The 22649-nt window shown below is 74.5% G+C and carries 11 protein-coding genes; 1 reads left to right on the forward strand and 10 read right to left on the reverse strand.

All coding sequences use genetic code 11. From position 1 onward, the window contains the following. Positions 1-3: 3 nt before the first annotated feature. Entirely contained in the window at positions 4-744 is a 741-nt protein-coding gene (locus tag ABZ374_RS16580; RefSeq protein ID WP_360311448.1) for a class I SAM-dependent methyltransferase, read from the reverse strand. 136 nt (positions 745-880) lie between these two features. Here ABZ374_RS16580 and ABZ374_RS16585 point away from each other — a divergent pair, with 136 nt between their 5' ends. Beyond that, complete coding sequence (locus tag ABZ374_RS16585; protein WP_360311450.1) at positions 881-1849, forward strand: NAD(P)/FAD-dependent oxidoreductase; 969 nt, start codon at positions 881-883, stop codon at positions 1847-1849. A gap of 70 nt (positions 1850-1919) precedes the next feature. Here ABZ374_RS16585 and ABZ374_RS16590 read toward each other — a convergent pair whose 3' ends face one another. The 9 genes from ABZ374_RS16590 to ABZ374_RS16630 all read right to left on the reverse strand — a co-directional run bounded on the left by ABZ374_RS16590 (position 1920) and on the right by ABZ374_RS16630 (position 22446). Next, positions 1920-3947 (reverse strand): condensation domain-containing protein, encoded by a 2028-nt coding sequence (locus ABZ374_RS16590; protein ID WP_360311452.1) that lies wholly within the window; start codon positions 3945-3947, stop codon positions 1920-1922. A 19-nt stretch (positions 3948-3966) separates the two neighbouring features. Next, positions 3967-5349, reverse strand: a complete 1383-nt coding sequence (locus ABZ374_RS16595; protein WP_360311454.1) for a class I SAM-dependent methyltransferase — start codon at positions 5347-5349, stop codon at positions 3967-3969. Then, a complete protein-coding gene (locus tag ABZ374_RS16600) occupies positions 5339-6631 on the reverse strand; it encodes a class I SAM-dependent methyltransferase (protein ID WP_360311456.1) in 1293 nt (430 codons plus the stop codon). Before ABZ374_RS16600 ends, ABZ374_RS16595 begins: the two co-directional genes overlap by 11 nt. Then, positions 6628-8238, reverse strand: a complete 1611-nt coding sequence (locus ABZ374_RS16605) for an ATP-binding cassette domain-containing protein (RefSeq protein WP_360311458.1) — start codon at positions 8236-8238, stop codon at positions 6628-6630. The genes ABZ374_RS16600 and ABZ374_RS16605 overlap by 4 nt, the downstream gene beginning before the upstream one ends. Continuing rightward, positions 8235-9071 (reverse strand): ABC transporter permease subunit, encoded by an 837-nt coding sequence (locus ABZ374_RS16610; protein ID WP_360311460.1) that lies wholly within the window; start codon positions 9069-9071, stop codon positions 8235-8237. The genes ABZ374_RS16605 and ABZ374_RS16610 overlap by 4 nt, the downstream gene beginning before the upstream one ends. Further along, on the reverse strand, positions 9068-9985 hold the full coding sequence (locus ABZ374_RS16615; protein WP_360311462.1) for an ABC transporter permease: 918 nt from the start codon (positions 9983-9985) through the stop codon (positions 9068-9070). Before ABZ374_RS16615 ends, ABZ374_RS16610 begins: the two co-directional genes overlap by 4 nt. A 103-nt stretch (positions 9986-10088) precedes the next feature. Then, positions 10089-11654 carry an ABC transporter substrate-binding protein gene (locus ABZ374_RS16620; protein ID WP_360311464.1) on the reverse strand — a complete coding sequence of 522 codons (1566 nt, stop codon included), beginning with the start codon at positions 11652-11654 and terminating at the stop codon, positions 10089-10091. Positions 11655-11779: 125 nt separating this feature from the next. Continuing rightward, complete coding sequence (locus ABZ374_RS16625) at positions 11780-18484, reverse strand: beta-ketoacyl synthase N-terminal-like domain-containing protein (protein ID WP_360311466.1); 6705 nt, start codon at positions 18482-18484, stop codon at positions 11780-11782. After that, a complete protein-coding gene (locus ABZ374_RS16630) occupies positions 18481-22446 on the reverse strand; it encodes an amino acid adenylation domain-containing protein (protein ID WP_360311468.1) in 3966 nt (1321 codons plus the stop codon). Before ABZ374_RS16630 ends, ABZ374_RS16625 begins: the two co-directional genes overlap by 4 nt. Positions 22447-22649 lie beyond the last annotated feature (203 nt).

A 22649-nucleotide genomic window follows, 5' to 3' on the forward strand; every position in this document is an offset into this window, starting at 1 on the left:
CGCTCACCTCGGCCCGCCGCCGGCGCTGCGCAGTTCCAGCAGACCGCAGCCCAGGCGGCGGGTGACGAGGCCGGCTTCGGCGGCCTCGGATTCGATCCGCGCGAGCGGGATCGGGTGCATCCTGAAGCACGCCGAGCGCTCGTCCAGCACGTGTCCGGCCCGGGTGGTGCGGTAGGTCATCGTCCAGTCCATCGTGCCCGCGCCGCCCGGCTCGGCGCGCATCCACCCCTCGTACGCCAGGTCGCCCACGGTGCCGGTGTGATAGCGGGTCGGCGGGACGTGGCAGGGCTCGGGCGGCTCCTGCACCTCGACGAACGCGGGTGCCCCCGGGGCCAGTCGCTCGGCCAACACGCGGGTGAGCAGACGACGTTCGTCGGCGTCGAAGTGATGCAGGACGGCGGTGGCCACGACGGCGGACAGGGCCGGCGGCAGCAGGGGTTCGGCGTCGGCGAGCGTCGCGGCGTGGATCGTCACGCGTGCCCGCAGCGCCGGATCCCGCTGTGTGCGGGTGTGCAGCGCGGCGCACATCGCGGCGGAGGGTTCGAGCGCGAGGATGCGCGCGGCGGGCAGTGCGTCGGCCACGACCGCGGTGGACAGGCCCGTGCCCGCGCCGATGTCCAGGACCGGGCCCGCCGCGGGGTCCACCTCGCGCAGGGCGTCGGTCAGGACCGGGCGCAACTGCCGCCAGTAGGGCTCGGACATCAGGTGGTAGTAGTCGGCGGTCACGGCGTAGGGATCGGTCACGGCTGTCTCTCCGGAGGAAGGCGATCGGTCGGAAGACGATCGATTAATGGAAATGATTATCATGAGCTATAGGGTGTGGTGTCCAGGGGCCGGGCGATCTTCCGCCCGGCCCCCCGACGAGACGAAGGATCCACACATGAGCGAGACGAGCACGGCACCCGAAGCGCGCGAGGAGGCCGACGGGGGCGGGTCGTTCGACGTCGTCGTGGTCGGGGCCGGGCCGGCCGGGCTGAACGCGGCGCTGGTCTCGGGGCGGCAGCGTCGACGCGCGCTGCTGATCGACAGCGGCCGACCCCGCAACGCCCCCTCCCCCGAGGTCCACATGTTGCTCGGTCGGGACGGCGTCTCCCCCACCGCCCTGCGCGCGGCGGCCCGGGCCGACCTGGCCGCGTATGCCACGGTCGAGGTGCGGGCGGGCGAAGTGAGCGACGCCCGTGCGCTGGACGCCGGCTTCGAACTGGTCCTTGCCGACGGGCGGATCGAGCGCACGCGCAAGCTGATCCTGGCCACCGGACAGGTCGATGTCCCGGTCGAAATCCCCGGTCTGGCCGAGCGGTTCGGCCGCGGGGTCTTCCATTGCCCGTTCTGCCACGGCTTCGAGACCCGCGATCGGGCACTCGCCGTCGTCGGTTCGGACCCGGCCTCGGTGATGTTGGCCCTGTACGTGGCCGACCGCTTCAGCCACGACGTGGTCCTGGCCACGCACGGGTCGATGCCCACCGACGAACAGCGGGCGCTGCTCGCCAAGGCCGACGTCGCCGTGCGGGACGAGGAGGTGACCTCGATATCCGGCGAACCCGGCTCCCTGACACTGGAGTTCGCGGCCGGCCCGGCGCTGACTCGGGGGGCGATCTTCCATCGCACCCGGATCCGCCAGCACTCCGCGCTCGCCGCGCGCCTGGGCTGCGTGCATCTCCCGGACGGATGTGTGCGGGTGGACGAGTTCCAACGCACCTCCGTGGCAGGCGTCTTCGCCGCGGGCGACATGGCCCGGCTGGAGGCGCTGCCGGATCCGCTGACGTTCGTGGTGACCGGCGCGGCGGACGGTGCGCGCGCCGCGGTGTGGGCCGACCAGGAACTGTTCCGGGCGGACGCCGGCCTGTAGCCGGTCGGTCGGCGTCACCCGCACCCGGGCCGGGCGGAACGCTTCCGCCCGGCCCGGGTGCGCGTGGGCGTCAGGCTCGGGCCGGCGCATCCCGGCGGATCGCCTCCGCGAGCGCTGCCACGGTCGGCGCGGTCAGGAAGGCGCGGGGCGCCACCCGGCCCACGCCGGTGCGGGCGAGCGTGGCGAGCATGCGTACGGCCAGCAACGAGTCGCCGCCCATGGCGAAAAAGTCCGCCGCCCGGTCGATCGCCTCGTGCTCGGGCAGCCCCAGCACCGTGCGCCAGGCGTGCGTGACGGCCTGTTCGAGGTCGTCGCGTGGGGCGCCGCCGGCCGCCCGCGGCACCACCCGCGCGTGCGCGTGCAGGCGTGGCGCGGCCGGGTCCTCGACGGGGTCGAGCGGTTGCGGCAGGGTGTGTTCGACCCGCCAGCCCTCGGGCTCGGCGAGGGCCGCGACCAGGCCGGTGAAATGGGCGAAGAGCGCGTCCAGCTCGGCGGGGTCGAAGAGTTCCTCGACGGCGGACATCGCGATCACCAGTTCGTCGCGGGCCTCGTACAGGCGGGCCTCCAGCGCGACCTGCGGGGTTCGCAGTTCCTGATGGTGGTCCCCCAGGTCCACCGTGCCCAGCGGACCGGCGTCCTCGGGGACCGCGCTGCCCATCGCGGCGTCGACACCGAGCGTGCTCTGGAACACCACCGGTGCCACCGGGCGGGTGGTGCCGCGCCTGCGGGCCAGTTCGCGGCCGATCTCGACCCCGGACACCAGATTGTGGGCGAGTGCCCGGCCCAGGTGCTCGCCCGTCGACCGGGCGGCCTCGGCGAGCGTGGTGCGCTCGTCGAGTTCGATCGCGAGCGGAACGGTGGTGGAGAAGGCCCCGATCATCCGGTGTACGTCGGGGTGCAGCGGCAGCCGACCCAGTTGCAGGCTGCCCACCAGGAAACGCCGATGGCCGGCCATCCGGGCGAGGGCCACGGTGTAGGCGGCCAGCGTAGCGGACGACGGGGTCACCCCGTGCGCGCGGCACAACTCCTGGAGGGATCGCCAACGGGACGGCGACAGGCGCAACTCGCGGCCGGTCATCACCGGTTCGGCCACCGCGTCCGGTTCCACCACCAGCGGCAGCGCGGGGGGTGCCGGCAACTGCGGCAACCGTGCCCACCACCAGTCGCGGTCGGCGATCCACCTCGGGGTCGTCGGCAGGGCGGCCAGCGCGGTCGCGTAGTCGCCGAAGTCCACGTCCAGCGGCGCCGGTACGGCGTTCCAGTCGGCGGCGAAGGCCAGCAGGTCCCGGTAGAACAGCCCCGAGGACCAGCCGTCGATCAGGAGCAGGCTGGTCGCCGAGTGTATCCGGGCCCGCCCGCCCGGCAGCAGGCTCAACCGCACGTCGATGCCGGGCCCGGTCTGCGGATCGGGGCCGCGGTGGCGCATGCGCTCGCGCAACTCGTCGACCCGCGCGCGGGCTTCGGCCTGGTTCGCGTCGCGCCAGTCGTACACGGTCGGTGCCACGATCGCATCCGGGTCGTCGGGGTCGAGGATGTGTTGTCGGCCGTCGGCGGTGATCCGGGCGCGCAACATGGGTTGATGGCCGGTCAGCCGTTGCAGGGCGTCGCGCAGCGCCTCGGGCGCCTCGTCCGCGTCCACGTCGTGCAGCGCGAAATCGAGGTAGTGGTGGGCGGACGCGTAGGACAACTCCCAGGCGTCCTGCTGGCCGACGAAGTAGCCCTGCTGCAACGGCAGCAGCGGGAAGGCCGCGAGCGGGTCCGGCCGCGGTGTCACCTCCAGGTCCGGGAGGATCGAGGTACCCGAGGGGTGTGCCCGCGCGGCGACGGCGCCGGCGAACTCCGCGAGCGTGTGATCCACCCGCACGTCCGACAGCGCCAGTGCGGCTCCCGCCCGGCGACGCACCAGGGCCGCGGTACGCACGGCGAGGATCGAGTCGCCGCCCAGCGACAGGAACGTGTCGTCGGGGCCGATGTCGGCCTCGGGTATGTCCAGGATGTCCGCCCAGATCCGGCGGACCAGGGCCGGCGCGTCGATCGGGGCTTCCCGGTCGGGGGTGGTGGGCACGGGCGGGTGCGTGGCGTCGGGGGTGGTGGGCACGGGTTCCTCCGGGGCGGCGTCATGGGGTGGCCGCGATGGTCGGGGCGAGGGCGTCGACGGCATGTACTTCGATCGGGGCGAGCGCGGCGGGCAGCAGGTCGGCGGCGGCGGCCCGGATCGCGGCCGGATCGGGGCGCGGCCGCGCGGGTTCGCGGCGACGGGCGGTGAACACGTGTTGCCCTGCGGCGGCCAGGGGCTCGGTCGGTCCCGGGGCCACGGCGACGTGGTCGAATCCCGCCGCGTGCAGGACGCCGACCCATTCCGCGACGGTCGGGAAGACCCGATCCCGGCCGGCCCGGAAGTCGGCGAAGCCGGGAGCGGGATCGTCGGCGCGCGCCGACATCAGAAACTGCATCCCGGTGGACAGCACGGCATGCTCGCGGCACGACTCCAGGAAGACCAAGGTGCCGTCGGGGGCCAGGAGTTCGCGCAACAGGGCGAGGGTGCGGGTGGCGTGTCGGGCGTTGTGCAGCACATTGGCGGCGAGGATCACCCTGAAGGGTGGTTCGGCCGCGAGCCGGGACGGCACCGGTGCGTTGACGTCGACGAGCGCGTAGCGCAGGCCCCGGCGTGCGGCGAAGCGTCGTCGGGCCGCCTCCAGGAAGAAGCTCGATACGTCGGTGAAGAGGTAGTCGACCGGGCCGAGTTCATGCAGGACGCGCTCCGTGGTGGCGCCGACGCCCGCGCCGATCTCCAGGACGCGTGGTCGACCCGCACCGCTGCGTGCGGCGTGCGCGACGGCGGCCGCGGTGACGGCGTTGAGGTGTCGGCTGATCACGTTGTCCCGGTAGTTGCCGGTCGCGGTGTCGGTGGCTCCACCCTCGAACAGGGCGGACTGTACGGTGCGTTGCTCGTTGACCAGCGCGGGCAGGGCGCGCAGGGTGGTCTGCAGGAAGCGGCCCATCGTCGGCGGGTAGCCCAATGCGCGTCGGGCGCTGTCCAACCCGGCCATGGCGGCGCCGAGTTCGGCTCGCAGGACGGCGCGCAGCGGACCGTATCGAAGCGGCTCCGGGGTGTTCGCGAGCAGACCGTGTTCGGTCAGCGCGGCCAGCCAGCGGCGGATGATCCAGCGGTGGCGTTCGGGGGCGCGCAGTCGGTCGCAGATCGCGCTCGCGGTGTGCGTGGCGCCGGACGTGAACAGGCCCGCCCCGTGCAGCGTGTGGGCCATCGCCAGGACCGCGGCCCGGTCCAGTGCGGCAATGGCGGGCGCCACGTCGGGGCCGGTGTAGCGCGGGCTCGGGGGCGGTGTTCCCGGGGTGGTCGGGTCGGGTGGGTGGTGGCCGCGGACCAGTGCGGCGACGGCGGTCGGGCCGTAGGCCGTCCGGAACACCTCGGCGGCGGCGACGTCCGGGAGCCCTTCGAGTACTTCGCGTACCCGGATCAGGTCGGTGTCAGCGCACACGGGCGGCCTCGCGGGCGGTGGGTGGTGCCACGGAAAGGCGGGGCAGCGGGCTCCCGGGCGACCGGGTGCGCAGGTGGTCGCGCAGGATTTCCGGCAGGCGCCGGGCGATGAAGGCGTCCAGGGGCTCATGGGCGAGTCCGGTGCCCTCGGCGAATTCCTCGACGGGCCGAAAGCGGGCGCTGTCCGGGCCGGCGACGACCAGTCGGGTGGGGTCGTCCGGGTCGACCAGTACGACGGCGTCGCGCATGGCGGCCTCGACGTGCAGGCCGTGCGGGGTGCGGGCGTCGGGGTGGTCGATCAACAGGGCGTTGGGAACGGACGGTTCCGGGCGGGTCGGCGGCGGGCCCGGCGCCGCGTCGACGCGCAGCAGGACGTCGTAGCGGTAGCGGGTGAGTTCGGTGTCGGCGGCCATCGTGCGGGCCCGTACCGAGAGTTCGACGCGACGACCGGTCCCGGTCGCGGCCCGGGCGAGCGCACGCGGGTCGAGCAACATCTCCTCCTCGTGTGCGGCGCGTTCGGCGGCCCGACGGCGGATCTCGTCGGGCGCGGCGTCCGGGTCCCCGGCCCGCTCGACCCAGCGGGAGTAGTGATCGAGGAGACCGGCGTGCCGGATGTCGCCGACCAGTACCGTTCCGCCCGGGGCCGACAGTGCGATCGCGTCGTGCAGCACGGCCCGCAGGTAGGCCAGGCCGGGGAAGCACTGCGTGACCGAGTTGAGCAGTATCAGGTCCGGCCGCGGGTCCGGGCCGAACGCCGCCGTCAACACCCGGGTCACCGTCGGGGAACGCATCTCGTGCGCGCCGGCCGGCACGATCGTGGCGTGCGCGAGGTTTTGGGCGCGCAGCCGTTGCACGGCCGTGGCGGATACGTCGGTACCCACGTACGCGGCGACCCGGGCCCCGAGCGCGTGCACGAACATCCCGCTCCCGCATCCGGGTTCCAGGACCCGGGTGGGCCGGCAGGACAGCGCGAGGGCGGTGGTGGTGTCGCGCCAGTCCGCCATGTGCGCGGCGGGCAGCGGCAGTCCGGTGTCCGACGCGAGCCATCCCGACAGGTCGGCGTCGGCGGGGTGTTCGGGGCCGCCGGTCCGGTCGTACACCCAGTCGTAGACGTCGCTCCAGTGCTCCAGGAACTCGCGAAGCAGGCCCCCGGGAGCGGGCCGCACGGCCAGGGCCTCCGGGTGCGGTACGACGATCAGCCCGCCGTCGGGTGCGCGGCGGGCGTCGGCGACCCAGGGGTGTGCAAGCAGTTCGGGCAGGAGGTCGTCTCGGTCGTGGCTCATGTATCTCCTTCGGGTCGGTGGGGACTGTCGGGGCCGGGACGGTCGGGGCCGGGTCGGTCGGGAAGAGCACCGGGCTCGGGTGCCGTCGGTGTGTCCGGCGAGTCGGGTGTGTCCGGCGCATCGCGTGCGTCGATCGGGGCGTGCCGATCCGGGGTGTCCTCGACGAGCGCGCCCCCGGTCAGGCGCAGGACACGGTCGGCGCGGGCCGCGATGTCGGGGTCGTGGGTGGCCATCAACACCGCGAGTCCGTCCGTACGCAGGCCGTCGACCAGGTCGAGCAGCGCGGCGGCGGTTTCGGCGTCCAGTGCGGAGGTGATCTCGTCGGCGAGCAGGATGTCCGGGCGGGCGGCCAGGGCCCGGGCCAGGGCCACCCGTTGGCGCTGGCCGCCGGAGAGCCGACCGGGTCGGCGGCGGGCCGTTTCGGCATCGAGGCCGACGGCGGCGAGCAGGCGCAGTGCCTCGTTCCGGGCCGGCGTGCGGGCGAACCCGACGAGGCCGCGCAGAGGGCGGGCGACGGCGCCGACCGCCCGGTGGGCGGGGTTGAGTTCGTCGCGCGGATCCTGCCCGACGTATTGCATGCGCCGCAGTTCGGCGCGCGAGCGGGCGGCGGCGGATCCGGCGAGCGGACGCGGGTCCGAACCCAGGTGGAGGCTGCCGGCGCGAGGGGGATGGAGCCCGGCCAGGGCGCGCAGCAGGGTGCTCTTGCCGCTGCCGGAAGGTCCGAGCAGGGCGATGAACTCACCGGCATGCACCCGGAGTCGGGCACGGCTGAGGAGCACGGCGGCAGCCGAGTCCGAGTGGGTGAGTTCGAGGTCGCGCGCGGCCAGGACCACGGGCGCCGTGGACACCTGGGCGCGGGGTGGCCCGGTGCGGGATGGCCCGGTGCGCCGGGTGGTCGGGCCGGGACGGTCGAACCGCAGGACGGTGTCGGCGAGTTCGGCGATCAGCTCCGGGTCGTGGGTGGCCGTCACGGTCACCCGGGAGCGGTCGCGGTGTCGTGCCCGAATGAGGTCCGTGACGCGATCGGCCGTGGCCCGGTCGAGGCTCGCGGTGGGCTCGTCCAGGAACACCAGGTCCGGATCCGCGATCAACGCCACGGCCAGTGCGGCCCGTTGCGCCTGGCCACCCGACAGCGCGCGAGGTCGGCGCTCGGTGCACTCGGCATCCAGTCCGAGCCGATCCAACAGTTCGGCGGCCTGCGCGCGGGCGACGCCGCGGGCGACGCCCCGGTCGACGGCGGCCTCGGCGACCTGGTCGAGGATCGCTCGACGGGGGTCGAGTGCGCCGTGCGGATCCTGGCCGAGCAGGCCGACGTGGCGCAGCCGCCAGACCCGGCCCCGATGCGCGGTCGGGCGGGCCGCGCCGCGCCAGGTCACCGTGCCGGCGGTACTGCGCAGCCCGGCCGGGAGCGGGCCGAGCAGGGCGCGCAGGGCCGTGGTCTTGCCGGAGCCGGACGGGCCGACCAGGGCGAGTACGCCGCCGGCCGGGGCGTGTGCGGTGAACCCGTCCAGGACCGGGCGACCGGCGGCGTCCACGACCCGGAGGCCGGCCGCCCGCAGCCCCTCGCCGATGGCGATCGGGCGTGTCGTGGGTCCCGGGGCGCTCATCGAGGGCCCGATCCGGTGCCTGCCCGCGCGACCGTGTGGGCGGCGCCGGCCACGGCGAGCGCCACGGCGGTCAGCAGCACGGCGGGGGCGGCCAAGGCGGCGGGGTTCAGGGCCGCGCCGGGCAGGTTCTCGCGCAACATCACCGCCCAGTCCCCCGTCGCCGGCACGTCGGCGGCCAACCCCAACACGCCGAGCGCGCACAAGAGTTGCAGCGCGGTGACGAAGCGCAGCCCGAAGTCGGCCGCGAGCAGCCCGGACATCGACGGCAGCACCTCGCGGACCAGGATCGCCGCCGGCCGCTCGCCCCGCAGCCGAGCCGCTCGCACGTATCCGCAGGCCGACGTGCGGGTCGCGGCATCGGCCACGATCCGGGCGGTGAGCGGTGCCCCGGACACGACGGTCGCGGCGACCACCGCTCCGGTGCCGGGGAGTACGGCCGCCAACAGCAGCGCGGGCAGCAGCGCCGGCACCGCGATCAGCAGATCGGCGACGAGGTCGACGGCGTACCCGACGCCCGGCCGCGCCCCTGCGGCGATCAGTCCGGCCGATGTCCCGACCAGGCACGTGCACGCGGCCGCCAAGGCGGCGACCATGAGCAGTCGGCGCCCGCCGGCCATCAGCCGGGAGAGCACATCGCGGCCCAGCACGTCGGTACCCAGCAGGTGTTCGCCGCCCGCCGGGGTCCACGGCACGCCGACGGGCGCGCCCGGGTCGTAGGGGGTCGCCGCGGGCCCGACGACCACGAACGCGACGAGCAGGCACCCGGCGGCGATCGGCAACAACGCCCACGAGCACGGCACTTGCCGGGACGCTCGGCGGCCGACGGCCCTCACCGGGCCTCCCGCCGCGCGATCGGGTCGGCGATCAGGTCGGCGATCAGCAGGATGCCCAGGACGACGATCGCCGAGCCGACGGCGAGCGCGTGCACGACGGGGGTGTCCCGGGTGGCGACGGCGGTGACCAGGAGTTCGCCCGCGCCGGCGTAGCCGAAGGTGCTCTCCGCCAGGGCGGTTCCGGCGGTCGTGGCCGATACCGCGACGGCGAGCACCCGCAGCGCGGGCACGGCGAGCGCGGGCGCGACGTGTCGGCGCAGGATGCGGCCGGCTGGTACACCGCGCAGGCGCGCATCGACGGCGTGCGGAGTCGACAGGGCGTCGGCGACGGCGCCGGCGAGCAGCGCGGTGCCGAACGCGGCGGTGGGCAGCGCGATGGTGAGTACGGGCAGGATCAGAATGCGGGGCTCCGTCAGGGGGTTGCCGCCGGGTGGCAGCAACGACACGGGTGGCAGCAGGGCGAGGCCGCCGGCGAACAGTGCGGTCAGCCCGGCGGCCACCACGGGTTGGGGGACGGCCGCGAGCGCGGTGGCGACGCCGGACGGGCCGGTGTGCGGGCGGCGCACGGCCCGGCGTCCGGCCAACAGGCAGCCGATCAGGCACATCAGCGCGGCGCCGGCGAGCGCGAGTCCGGCCGACACCAGCGTCGCGGGCAGTCGTTCGCCGATCACGGCGTACACCGGGCGGCCGGTGAGCAGCGAGTGTCCGCCGTCCCGGCCGGCCAGGTCCGCGATCGAGTGCAGCCAGCGCAGCCACAGGGGGTCGGTCAGACCGCGTTGGGCGCGTAGTTCGTCCAGTCCGGCGGAGCCGACCCGCCCGCCGCCCAGCGTGTCCGCGGCATCGCCCGGGAGGGCATCGCAGGCGGCGAACACCGTTGCGGAGACGGCCGAGAGCAGGACGGCCACGCGCAGCACGGCGGCAAGCGGCGCGAGCGGCGACCGTGGCCCCCACCGGCGGGGGCGCCGCTCGGGCGGACCGGCGACCGCCGGCCGCGACGGGCGGGTCACGATCACCGGTTCACCGGTCCAGCCAGACCGTGTCCAGGAGGAACCGACCGAAGCCGGGAGCGGTGGGCATCCCGTGCACGGCTGCGGAGGTGAGGTCGAGCCCGTCCCCCAGGCCCCAGACGAGATAGCCGCCCTCCGCCCACAGTTCCTTCTGGAGCGTGCCCAGCCGGGTCTGCCGGACCGCGTCGTCCCGGTTGCCCATCGCCTCGCGGAAGCCGGCGTCCCAGCCGGGTCGGCGCCAGGCACTCTCGTTGCCGGGCGAGGTCGACAACAGCGTGACGCGGGCGACGTCGGTGAACGGGATGCCGCCGAAGTAGCCGGTGTAGAAGTCGGCGGTACCCCAGACGGCGGTGAAGTAGGTGTCGGGCGGCTCGTTGCGGACGGTGACCTGCACGCCGATCTCGGCGAGTTGGCGGGCGTACAGGGTCGCGGCGGTATCCATGCCCGGATAGGAGGTGGTGGTACGCAGGGTCACCCGTAGTCCGTCCGGATGTCCGGCCTCGGCGAGCAGTTGCCTGGCTCGGGCCAAGTCCCGGGGCCGCTGGGCCAGATCCTTGGGGTACGAGGGGTCGTACGGGGTCGGCAGGTCGTTGCCGATGCCGCCGAAGCCGAGGAAGACGGTGTCCACCAGGGCCTTGCGGTCGGCGGCGAGCTTGAACGCCTCGCGCACCCGGGGGTCGTCGAAGGGTGCCCGGTCCAGGCGCATGACGAACGGGTAGGCGGTGACGCCGGTCCGGCGCACCACCCGGGCACCGGTCCCGGCGGTCTTCGCGGCGGCGGGGCCGACGCTGCCGGCCGCGTCGACCTGTCCGGAGGTGACGGCCGCCGCGCGCGCCTGGGGGTCGGCGACGGCTCGGATCTGTATCCGGTCCGGGTGCGGACTCGGGCCCCACCACCGGGTGTTGCGGCTCAGCGTCGTGGTCTGCGCGTCGGCCGCATCCAGCCGGAAGGGGCCGGATCCTGGGGCCGGCCGGGCGAAGTCGGTGGTGCCGTCGGGCACCACGAAGGTGACGGATTCGAGCGCCTCGGGGACCAGGGCGTCCGGTGTGCGGCTGACCAGGTTCACCGTGTGTTCGTCGGCGGCGGTGGAGGCTTGCGTGTCGAACTGGGCGAGTCTGCCGTAGTTTTCGGCCGCCTTGCTCTGGATGCGGCGCAGCGAGAACAGCACGTCCGCGGCCCGGACCGGGCGCCCGTCGGTGAACCGCGCGTCGGTGCGCAGGTGCAACGTCCACCGAGTCGCCGACGGGTCGGCGTCCCAGGACGCGGCGAGCCGGGGCGCGGCGCGGCCGTTCGGGCCGGGCACGGTCAGCACGTCGTACATCAACGCGAAGCGTTGTACGTCGGACTCGTTGGCGAGCCCGCCGTGTGGGTCGTTGCTCGCCGTGGCCGGGCTGCCGGCGAGGGCGTAGCGCAGTGTGCCGCCGGCGCGCGGTGCGCCGACGGGATCTGCGGCTTCGGGGGCGGGCGGGTCGGACCGGGTGGAGCAGGCGGCCAGGAGACAGGCCGCGCCGGCGAGGTGGACGAGGGTACGAGCGGCGCGGCGTGGGCCGGCCGGCCGGGAGCGGGCGGTGCGCATGGGGTCCTCTGGTTCGGAACGGGATCGGAAACATGGCTGCGTACGAACGCGGGTGCGTACAAAGGTGCACGCGCGAACCGGAACGGAGCCGGACGAGATCGGGCGGGCGCGGGAAGAGCGCAGCCTCAGTCCTTCGTGCGCTCCCCGGCGGCGCCGGGTTCGACCGCCGTCGGCAGGTCGCGCAGCGCCCGGTCCACGAGCGCGACGATGTGGCCGAGGGCGGGCTCGCGCAGCAGGGCGTAGTGGTGGGCGTCGACGTCGACACAACTCGGTGGTGTGCTCAGGAAGGGCGTCCAGCCCAGGTCGGCACCGCCCGGAACGTCGTCCACGCCCATACCCGTTCCGCTGTTGCGCGGGGATCGTCGCGCGGCGCGCACGATGAGCGTGTCGGTACCGGCGTCCTTCAGCGGGTGGGCGGTGTGGCTGCCCAGCAGGCGCAGGTGGCGGGTGAAGACCTCGATGCGCTCGGCTGCGGTGTCCCGGACCCCGAGCAGGCCGGCCGCGCGCAGTCGGCGGGTGGCCTCGGGAATGCGCTCGGCGGGCGGTAGGGCGGCGAAGTCCGGGGCGGTGTCGAGGCCGAGGTCGAGGTCGAGGAACGCTTCGAGCGAGGAGAGATAGCGCAGGACCGGTTCGGTGTCCCGGGTCTGTTCGGCTTCCTCGGGGAAGGTGTGGATGTGGTCGGGCAGGTTGGAGTCGAGGAGGACGAGCAGTTCGACGCGCTCGCCGGCGTCGTGCAGCCGGCCGGCGATCTCGTGGGCGAGGATGCCACCCATCGACCAGCCGCCGAGGGCGTAGGGTCCGCGTGGTTGGCGGCACCGGATCGCCCGGAGGTGGCGCTCGACCAGCGCCTCCGGAGCGACGGGCGCCTTGGCGCCGACGAGTTGTGGGTCGGTCAGGCCGATCACCGGGCGGTCGGTGGTCAGCCGTCGGGCCAACTCGCCGTAGCACAACACGTCGCCGCCGGAGGGATGGATCAGGAACAGCGGGCGCGGATGCGCGCCGGCGCGCAACACCAGCGCCACGTCGTCGTCGCCTTCGACCGCAACGGGTGCCGTCGCCGCGACGGCGGCGACCGGTTCGTCGCCCCACGCCGTCGGATCGTCCGCGAGTCGGCGCACCGCCGCCACGTGGCGGGCGAACGCCGTGTCCACGTCGGCCGGTTCGAGGAGGTCCTCGGCGGCGTCCCATTGCAGCAGCAGGGCGCCGCCCTGCTCGAACGCCTGATGATCCAGCCACACCTGCGGCGTCTGGCTCACCCCGTGTACCGGGGTGCCGATCCAGTCCAGGTCGTGGCCGCCGTCGAGCACGTCGGCCAGGCCCAACGCGCTGGTGAACACGACGGGGGCGGTGTGCAACCGTCCGGTGCGGGCGGACTGTTCGGCCAGCACGTCCAGGGCGCCGAAGTCGCGGTGGTCCAGGTCCGCGAACAACCGGCGCTGTGTCGCCTCGGCCCGATCGGCGAACGGCGGCGGCGGCGTGGGGTGTCGGCTCTCGTGCAGCATGAGCGTGGTGAAGTCGCCGACCACCCGGTCCACATCGCGGTGGATCGTGGGCCGGTCGAACAGGGTGAGGTTGACGCAGAACCGGTCGCTTCCGGACCAGTGGGCGAGGGTGTCGGTGTAGGCGGCCAGGAGTACGGCGGTGGGTGTGAGTCCTCGGCGGGCCGCCGCGGCGCGCAGTCGGTGCCAGGTCTCGGGGGCCAGCCGGGCGGCGCGGCGCATGAACCGGGGCGGTTGCCCGGTCGTCGTCTCGGTCCGGTGCCCGAGCGCGGGCGGTCCCGGGAGGTCGGCGAGCCGAGCCCGCCAGAATTCGCCGGCGGCGTCGAACGAGGGACCGCTGCGCCGGCTTTCCAGGGCAGCCGCACAGGTGGCGAAGTCGATTGCCGGTAGCGGTAGTTGCTCGTCCGGATGGTCGTGGAAGTGTTTGATCTCGCGGTCCACCAGCAGGTAGCTCGCGGTGTCGCAGACCAGGACGTCGAATCCGGTGAACAGTCGGATCACGCCGTCGGGCAGCCGGGCGGCGGTCACGTCGAACAGCGGCCAGCGGTCGGGGCGTGGTGCGCGATGGGAGAGCCGTGCACGCAACTCGGCCAGTTTGCCGTCTCGTTCCGCCTCGTCCAGGTGGGTGAGATCGTGCACGCGGATGCGGTATCGGGGCACCCGGTCCAGGATGCGGTTGCGGCCCTCGGGGGTGATCACGGCGCGCAACATCGAGTGCCGGGCGATCACCCGGTTCAGCGCTTCCTGGTAGCGCCGCACGTCCAGGTCGGGACAGTGGTGTTCGAGGAAGAAGTGGCACGCGGTCCCGCCGTGCCGATATCCCCCGCCGCCGCCGACCCAGTAGGCGTGCTGAACCCGGGTGAGCGGAAAGTCGCGCACCGCGGCCGACGCCCGGGGGCGAGGCGGCGGGAGATCGGCGGGCACGGGAGACGCGTCCGACGGGGGCGACTCGGGGGGCGTCGCGCCACCCGATGGCATCGGGGTGCGGTCGAGGAGGCGGGCCAGGCCGGCGGCGGTCGGGTGATCGAGGAGATCGGCCAGGCGCAGGCGTACGTCGAACGTGTCGTGTACCCGGGCGAGCATGCGGGTGGCGAGCAGCGAGTGTCCGCCGAGCGCGAAGAAGTCCGCGTCCGGGTCCGGGACGGTGAAGCCGAGCAGGTCGGTCCAGATCGCCGCGATGGTGTGTGCTCGCGGATCCGCCCGGCGGCCGGACTCGGGCACACCCGGTGACGAATCCGCGGGCGCGGACGCCGGCACGATCGGCGGCGTGGCATCGTGTCGCAGCCGGGCGGCCAGGTCGGCCGGGGAGACGGCGACCACGGCCGGAGCCGTGTCGTCGGCCGCTGCGGCAAGCAGCAGGTCCAGGGCGCGGGTGCCCTCCTCGGCGCCGAGGGAGTGGGTGGCGGCGACGACACGTTCGCGGCCCGCGGGTCCGACCCGCCAGCCGTCCCAGGCGACACCGAGCCAGGTGGTGTGCGCGTCGGTGTGTCGGGCGGCGGTCGCCTCCAGTGCGCGGTTGGCGGCGGCGTACGGGCCCAGGCCCAGGCCGCCCACCGCGGCGGTGGCGGAGGACATCACCACGACGGTCGGCGGGCGCAATGCCTCGGGGAGGTCGCCGATGGCGGTGTGCAGGGCGTCGGCGGCGCCGACCTTGGCCCGTACGTGGGCGGTGATCGTCGCAAGGTCGCTCGCCCGCAGCGGTGCGATTCCGGCGGACGCGACGACACCGGCGGCGTGCACGACGAGTCGGGGCCGACCGTGTCGTCGGCCGACATCGTGCAGGAGCCGGTGAACGGCAGCCGAGTCCGTGGCATCACAGACGACGATCTCGACCTCGTGCCCACGCCCCCGCAGCCGCTCGACCCAGGCCCGACGGTCCCGCACGTTGCCCTCGAACACGGCGCCCGGTCCCGAGTCGGCGTCCGCCGGGTCGGGTATCCCGGTGCGGGAGGTGAGGACCACGCGGGCCCCGTGGGTGTGGGCGAGGTGTTCGGCGAGGGTGAAGCCGACGTCACCCAGGCCGCCGAGGATGACGACGGTGTCGCCGGGGGCGATCGCCGTCGTACCGTCGGTGGGGTGCCAGGGGGCGAACGAGCGGACCCGGCGGGTCCGGCCGCGGACGGCGATCTCGCGCGCGTTGTCGCCGGTGCGCAGGTCGGCGGCCTCGTGGGCGAGCGTGTGCATCGGGTCGTGCGGGCCGAGGTCCAGGGTGCGCCAGCGCAGGCCCGGGGTCTCCTGGGCCAGCACACGCGGTAGCGCGCGGATCGCGGCGGCGGCGGGATCGAGCGGGTCGGTGGTCTCGACCCGTTCGCCGTGTCGGGTGAGCACGATCAGGCGGGTGGGAGCCTGCGCCCGAGCCGCCAGGGCGGCGGCGAAGCGGGCGAAGGCCCCGACGGCGGCCGTCACGGCGGCTGCGCCGTCGTCCGCCACCGATTCGACCTCGTGGACGAAGACCACGCCCGTGCAGGGTCGTTCGTCGACGATCGTGGTCGTTTCGGCGCCGGCTGCCGCAAGGGCACGACGGGCCGCGTCGGCGGCACGGTCGAGCCGGGCCCGACCCTCGGCCGCGGCGGCGCCCGTCGCACCGGCCACGATCCAGCGTTCCCCCTGGAGCGTGGAGGCGGCCGTCGGAGTGCTCTCGTGCCACACGGGGAGCTGGAGGAGTAGGTCGCGCCGCGGCGGTGTGCGGTCGGTGGGAACCGGATCGATCCACAGTCGGCGGGGGCGGCTGGGGTGTCCGGGCAGGGTCACCCGGCGACGTCCCGGACGGTGCAGGGCGCGGGCGTCGAGGTCGATGCCGTGGGTCCACAGGCGCCCGGCGGCGGCCAACAGCGCGGCCTGCTCCGCGCCTTCGTCGGCGCTGCCGAATCCGGCCAGGGCGGCGAGCAGCGTGGACGGTCGTTGTCGGCGTGCGGCCAGGGCGAGTTCGCCGCCGGGGCCGACCTGGAGCAGGATGCCCGCCCGGTCGCCGACCGCGGTGCGCAGCGCGCGCGAGAACAATACGGTGGAGCGCAGGTGGCGGACCCAGTGTTCGGGGTCGGCGCGTTCGTCGTCGCGCAGTTCCGCACCGGTGACGGTGGTGATCAGCGGAACGCTGCCCGGTGCCGGGCGCACCCGACGCGCGGCGGCGCGCAGGTCGGGGAGTGCGGGATCGACCAGGCGCGAGTGGGCCGCGGCGTCCAACCGCAGTCGCGTCGCGTCGACCCCGCGGGCACGCAGTTCCTCGTGCAGGGCCAGGATCGCCTCGGCCGGTCCGGCGAGCACGCACGCGTCGGGCGCATTGACCACGGCCAGGTCCAGTTGCGCGTGCCGGCGGGTCAGGTGTCGGGCCTCGGCCTCGGACAACTGCACGGCGAGCATCGCGCCCGCACCCGCCGCGGCGGCCATGCCCGCGCAGCGCACGGTGACCAGTTCGGCGGCGTCCGGCAGGGTCAGGATGCCGGCGGCGACCGCGGCGGCGTACTCGCCCAGGCTGTGCCCGAGCACCACGTCGGGTTCGATCCCCCACGAGCGCAACAACCGCGCGGTGGCCACCGAGACGGTGAACAGCGCGGGCAGCCCCACCCGCGGATCCCGGGCGGCTGCCTGCGCGGTCGACCGGCGTGCGTCCCCGAGCAGGAGGTCGCGCACGGGGTCGGCGAAGTGGGCGGTGCAGGCGTCCACGGCGGCGGCGAACTCGGGTTCGTCCCGGTAGAGTTCGGCGCCCATTCCGGCGTATTGGGCACCCCCGCCGGGGAAGGCCAGGATCAGTCGCGGGGGCGCGGGTTCGACCTCGTGGGCGGTGGCCGCGCGCAGCGCCGCGGCGGCGCCGGCGGGGTCGGCGCCCACCGCCGCGACCCGGTGGCGCAGGGCGGGACGGCCGGTGTGCAGGGTCGCGGCGATGTCCGCCAGGGCATCCGGACCGGCGGGGTCGGCCAGCACCTCGGCGAGGGCGTCGACCGCCTCCGGAAGGGCGGCGGCGCCGCGGGTGGACAGCAGCACGAGTTGGGGTCGCGGGTCGGGCGTGGGCGCGGTGGGGGTCGGTGCCTGGCCCAGCACGATATGGCAGTTGGTGCCCCCGATCCCGAAGGCGCTCACCCCCGCATGCCGAACTCCCGGCCACGGTCGGGTGGTGGTGGCGAGGGTGAACGGCGAGCCGGCGAGGTCCAGGGCGGGATTGACCGGGTGGCCGTGCAGGGAGGCCGGGATCACGCCGTGCCGCACCGCCAGGACGGCCTTGACGAAACCGGCGATCCCCGCGGCGGAATTGGCGTGCCCGATGTTGCCCTTGACCGAGCCGAGCGCGCACCACGCGGGGCCGGTGGCGCCGAACACCCGTCGCAGTGCCGCGACTTCGACCGCGTCGCCGAGCGGCGTGCCGGTGCCGTGGGCCTCGATGCAGCCGATGTCGGTGGGTTCGAGGCCGGCGACGGCGAGGGCTTCGGCCACCACCTGGGCCTGACCGCGAGGGGACGGTGCGGTGAACCCGGCCCGGTCGGCGCCGTCGTTGTCGACGGCGGATCCGAGCACTACGGCCAGGACGCGGTCACCGGCGGCCACGGCGTCCGCCAGACGGCGCAGCACGACCGCGCCCACGCCCTGGCTGTGCACGATGCCGGTGCCCCGGGCGCTGAACGGGCGTACCTGCCCATCGGCGGAGAACATCGCGTCGGGCACGTGCAGATACCCGCGGCCCTGCGGCACGATCAGCGACACCCCGCCGGCGAGCGCGGTGTCGCATTCGCCGGCGAGCAGGGCCTGGGCGGCGACGTGCACGGCGACCAGAGACGTCGAGCAGGTGGTGTTGACGGCCAGCGCGGGGCCGGTGAGGCCGAGCCGGTGGGCGACGTGCAGCGGGAGGTAGTCGGCGACGCCGGCCATCGCGGCCTGGAGGCTGCCGATCGGGTCGGCCCCGACGCCGCCGGGATCGTGCCGGTCGCGCAGGTTGTGCGCGAGGTAGGCGCTGTGCGCGGATCCGGCGTAGACGCCGACGACTCCGGCGTCGGTGCCGGCGCCGTGACCGGCGTCGTCCAGTGCCCGGCGGCAACATTCGAGGAACAGGCGCTGTTGTGGGTCGGCGAGTGCGCCTTCGGCGTCGGTCATGCCGAACAGGTCGGGGTCGAACAGGTCTTGGCCGTCGATGAGCGCGCCGACGGGGACATATCCGGGGCGGCGCAGCAGGTCGGCCGGGACACCGCGGTCGGCGAGTTCGTCGGGGGTGAACCGGGTCAGCCCTTCGCGGGCGTCGAGCAGCAGGTCCCAGTAGGCGTCCGCGTCGGGTGCGCCGGGGAATCGACAGGCCAGGCCGACGACGGCGACGGCCGGCGGGGAGGCGGGGGCAAAATGGCTCATCGGGAGACCTCCTGGGCGCGGGCCCGGGCGGTCAGGCGGGACGGGCGGCCGGACGCGACGGTGTGCGCGGTGGTGGGGGTGGATCGCGCCGGCGCGGCGCGGCCGATCCGGATCGCGAGGGCGTGCGCGGTGGGGTGTTCGAACAGATCGACCACGGCGAGATCGCCGGTGCCCAGGGCCCGGAGCCGGCGATGGGCGCGGACCAGGTCGAGCGAGGACGCGCCCAGCACGAAGAAGGACGTGTGCGGTTCGACGGGTCGATCCAGCAGTTCGGTGAAGACGTCGACGACCGTGTCCAGCATGGCGGGGTCGATCCGGGTCGGCCGGGTGACGGGCGGGGTGGCGATGGCCGGCTCGGCCGTCGGCACCTCGCTGGCGGGCGCGGTGTCCTCGGTGCGAGCCCCGGTCGGATCCGCCGGGATCCGGAAGGCCACCAGGGCTCCGGCGTCGGGGATTTCGGGGGTCACGGTCAGGTCGTGTTCGTCCGCCTGTTGCCGGCGGGCCCGGGCCCAGTCGGCCGCGGCGTGCAGCGCGTCCAGCGGGTCGAGTGTCGCGCCCTGGGCTCGACGCACCGTCAGGGTCGGTTCCAGGCCCAGTCGGTGGGCGTGCGCCACGGCGTCGCGCAGCCACGCGGTGGGATCGGGGTCGGCGGTCGCCTCGGGCGCGTCCGGAGGGGCGGCCGCGGGCGGGCCGGCTTCGGCCAGCGCCGCATGGTCGATCTTGCCGTTCGCGGTGACCGGCAGCCGGTCCAGGACGACGTAGCGGGTCGGGATCATGTACGCGGGCAGTCGCTCGCGCAGCGACCCGGTCCAGCCTCGTTCGGTGTCGGCGTCGGGGCGTCGGCCGGGTTCGGGCACGACGTGGGCGATCAGGCGCGGTCGTCCGTCCGCCGTGCGTACGGCGGACGCGACACACTGCCGCACGCCGGGCTCTCGGCTCAGGACCGCCTCGATCTCGCCCAACTCGATCCGGTGGCCGCGGATCTTGACCTGGCGGTCCACCCGACCGAGGAATTCGATCGTCCCGTCCGGGCGCCAGCGGCCCAGGTCGCCGGTGCGGTACAGGCGTTCGCCCAGGTGCGGATGGAACACGAAGCGTTCGTCGGTCTGTTCCGGGTCGGCGACGTAGCAGCGCGCCAATCCCGCGCCGCCGATGTGCAGTTCGCCGTCCTGTCCGAGCGGGACCGGGGTTCCGTCCGCGGCCAGGATGCGAAAGCTCTGTCCACGCAGCGCGCGGCCGTAGGGGATGCTGGTCCAGCTCGGATCGACGTGTTCGACGGGGTGGCTCACCGACCAGATCGATGCCTCGGTGGCCCCGCCGAGACCGACGAATCGGGCCTGGGGTGCGAGCGCGCGCAGGCGGTCCGGCAGGGTGATCGGGATCCAGTCGCCGGAGAGCATCACCAGCCGCAGGGACCGCAGTTGCCGGCGGGTGCGATCGGGTTCGAGTTCGCCGTACTCGACGAGCATCTCCAGCAGCGCGGGGGCGGTGTTCCACACGGTGACGGCGTGCTCGTCGGCGAGGTCGAGCCAGTGTTCGGGATCGCGTGCGCGGTCGGGTTCGGGCAGTACGAGGGTGCCGCCGGCGCCGAGCAGGCCGAACACGTCGAACACCGACAGGTCGAAGCTCAGCGCGGACAGGCCCAGGACCCGGTCCCGGGGCCCGATGCCGAAGCGCTCGACGATGTCGTCCACGGTGGTGCGAGCGGCCCGGTGCTCGATGGCGACGCCCTTGGGCGTGCCGGTGGAGCCGGAGGTGAAGACGGCGTAGGCGAGGTCGTCGGGATTCGGCCGACTGCCCACGGCCTCGGGGAGTTCGCCGCCCTCCGCCGAATCGGGGCCGGTCGCCTGGTTCGGCGCGACGATCACGATGTCCGCCGGCCACGCGGGCGCCGCTTCGGGCTCGGCGACGGCGTGGGTCAGGCCGGTGCGGGCGCAGACGGAGGCGACGCGTGCGGCGGGCCAGGTCGGCTCCACGGGTACGTACCACGCGCCGAGCGCGCCCACGGCCAGAACGGCGGTGATCCGGTCGTGGCCCTCGTCCGACGCGACGGCCACCGGCGTGCCGGCCACGACCCCGCTCGCGGCCAACCTGGCGGCGAAGGCCCGTACCCGCGAGGCGAGTTCCCCGTGGTCGAGCCGGCCGGCGCCGAGCAGTGCGGGGGCGTCGGGGGTACGGCGGGCGGCGGCGATCCACGGGTCGTCCAGGAGTGGGCCGGCGGCCGGGAACGGGTTGGGGGCGGGCGGTTCGTCGGGGAGGAACGCGGGGTCCGCCGCGAGGGTCGGCGCGGTCCAGGCGGCCGGTTCGGTGAGTCGACGCAGCAGTCTGAGCTCGGCTGCGACACACTCGCGGACCCATCCGGGGGGCAGCGCGCCGTCCACCGTGTCCCACGCGATCCGCAGCGCTCCCCCGTCGTCGCGCACGATGTGGTCGAGCAGGACCTGCGGCGTCTGCGAGATCGCGTACACCTCCTCCCCCAGCCATGCGGTCACCGGGTGATCACCGTCGGCGAGGCCGATGCCGCTGGTGAACACGACCGGGTGGGTGGGCGTGCCGCCGACCCGGCCCCCGCGGCGCAGCACCTCCACGCCGGAGACGGCGCGGTGTTCGAGGTCGGACCAGAAGCCCCGGTTCACCTCGCCGGCCCAGTCGGCGAACGTCCACGGTCGGGACAACTCGGGCAGCGGCGGCTCGACCAATACGGTCGTGGTGAAGTCCCCTACCAGGCCCATGAGTTCGGGATCGTCCGGGCGGTCGAACAAGGTGGTGTTGAGACAGAACGGTGCGTCCGCGCCGCGCCGGTTCAGGGTCAGCGCGAACGCGGCCAGCAGTACACCGGTGGGGCTGAGTCCGTGTTCGGCCGCGCGGGATCGCAGCCGGGTCCATTCCGCGGCGCTCAGACCGTCCTCGTGCCGGGAGAAGCGTGGCGGTCCCGATGCGATCGCCCCCTCGGTCCACGGCAGGGCGGGGCCCGGCGGCAACTCGGCGGCGCGGCCCGCCCAGTACGCACCGGCCCGCTCGCGCCGCCGCAACTCCTCCGGATCGGCCGCTCGTTCGCGCAGCACGGTGCCGAAGTCGGTGGCGCAGGGTGCGGGCAGCGCGCCGGGGTCGGCGACGAGCGCCCCCCACTGGCGCATCACGAGCAGCCAACTCGTCATGTCCAGCGCGAGGACGTCCATGCCCACGTACAGCCGCATGCCGCCGTCCGGGAGCAGCGCGGCGTGGATGTCGTACAGCGGCCAGGTGTCGGTGGGAAGGGTGCGATGCGAGTGCTCGGCGCGCAGCCGGGCCAATGCGACGGCCCGTTCGTCGGCGCCCGCGGCGCGCAGGTCGGTCCGCCCGATGCGGTAGGGGCCGGGGTCGGCGAGCACCCGTTGCATGCCGTCGTCGTCGACGATCGCGCGCAGCATGGGATGCCTGCGGACGAGCGTGTTCCAGGCGCCTTCGAGCCGGGTCAGGTAGCCGTCGTGGTCGCCGTCGGACAGGACCCGGTGGAATTCGTGGAAGTAGAAGGTGGCCACCCCGCCGAGCGGAAACGAGGGATCGCGGCCGACCCAGTAGGCCGACTGCACCGGCGTCAGCGGAAAGGCGTCGGGAGGCGGGGCCGGGCGGCCGGTTCGGGCCGGCCCGCCCGGTTCGGCGGTCTCCGCGGGTGGCGTCGATCGGGTCGCCGGGTCCACGACGAACGGGTGTGGCAGGCGTGCGGCCAGCGAGCGGGCCGACGCCTCGCCCAGGAAGTCGGCGATCGGCAGGTCGGCCCCGGTGCGTTCGCGCAGCCGACGCCGCAGTCGTACGGCGGTGAAGGACTCCAGGCCCAGTTCGGTCAGCCGGACGTCGGGGTCCACCCCGGCGCCCGCGTCCGGACCGCCGTCGGGGCCGGCGTCGATCCCGAGCACCTCGGCGACACAACTCGCGACGGCGGATATCGGATCGAGGTGGACGGGCGTGCCGGACCGAGGCATGGGCTCTCCTGAGCAGACGAAACGAGGCGGCGGGGCAGGACGGCGGCGAGCGGGCAGGCGTCACCGCGCCCGGACGGCACGGGCGGAACCGAAATCCCCCGCGGGGTGCGCTCATTTCTATCACTATTGAAAATGATTTCCAATACCGATTAGCGATCCACGCACACCCTCCCCCGCCCGGGCCGGCCGGGCGCGGGATCATG

It is taken from the genome of Embleya sp. NPDC005971 (genome assembly GCF_040629175.1).
Lineage (GTDB): Bacteria > Actinomycetota > Actinomycetes > Streptomycetales > Streptomycetaceae > Embleya.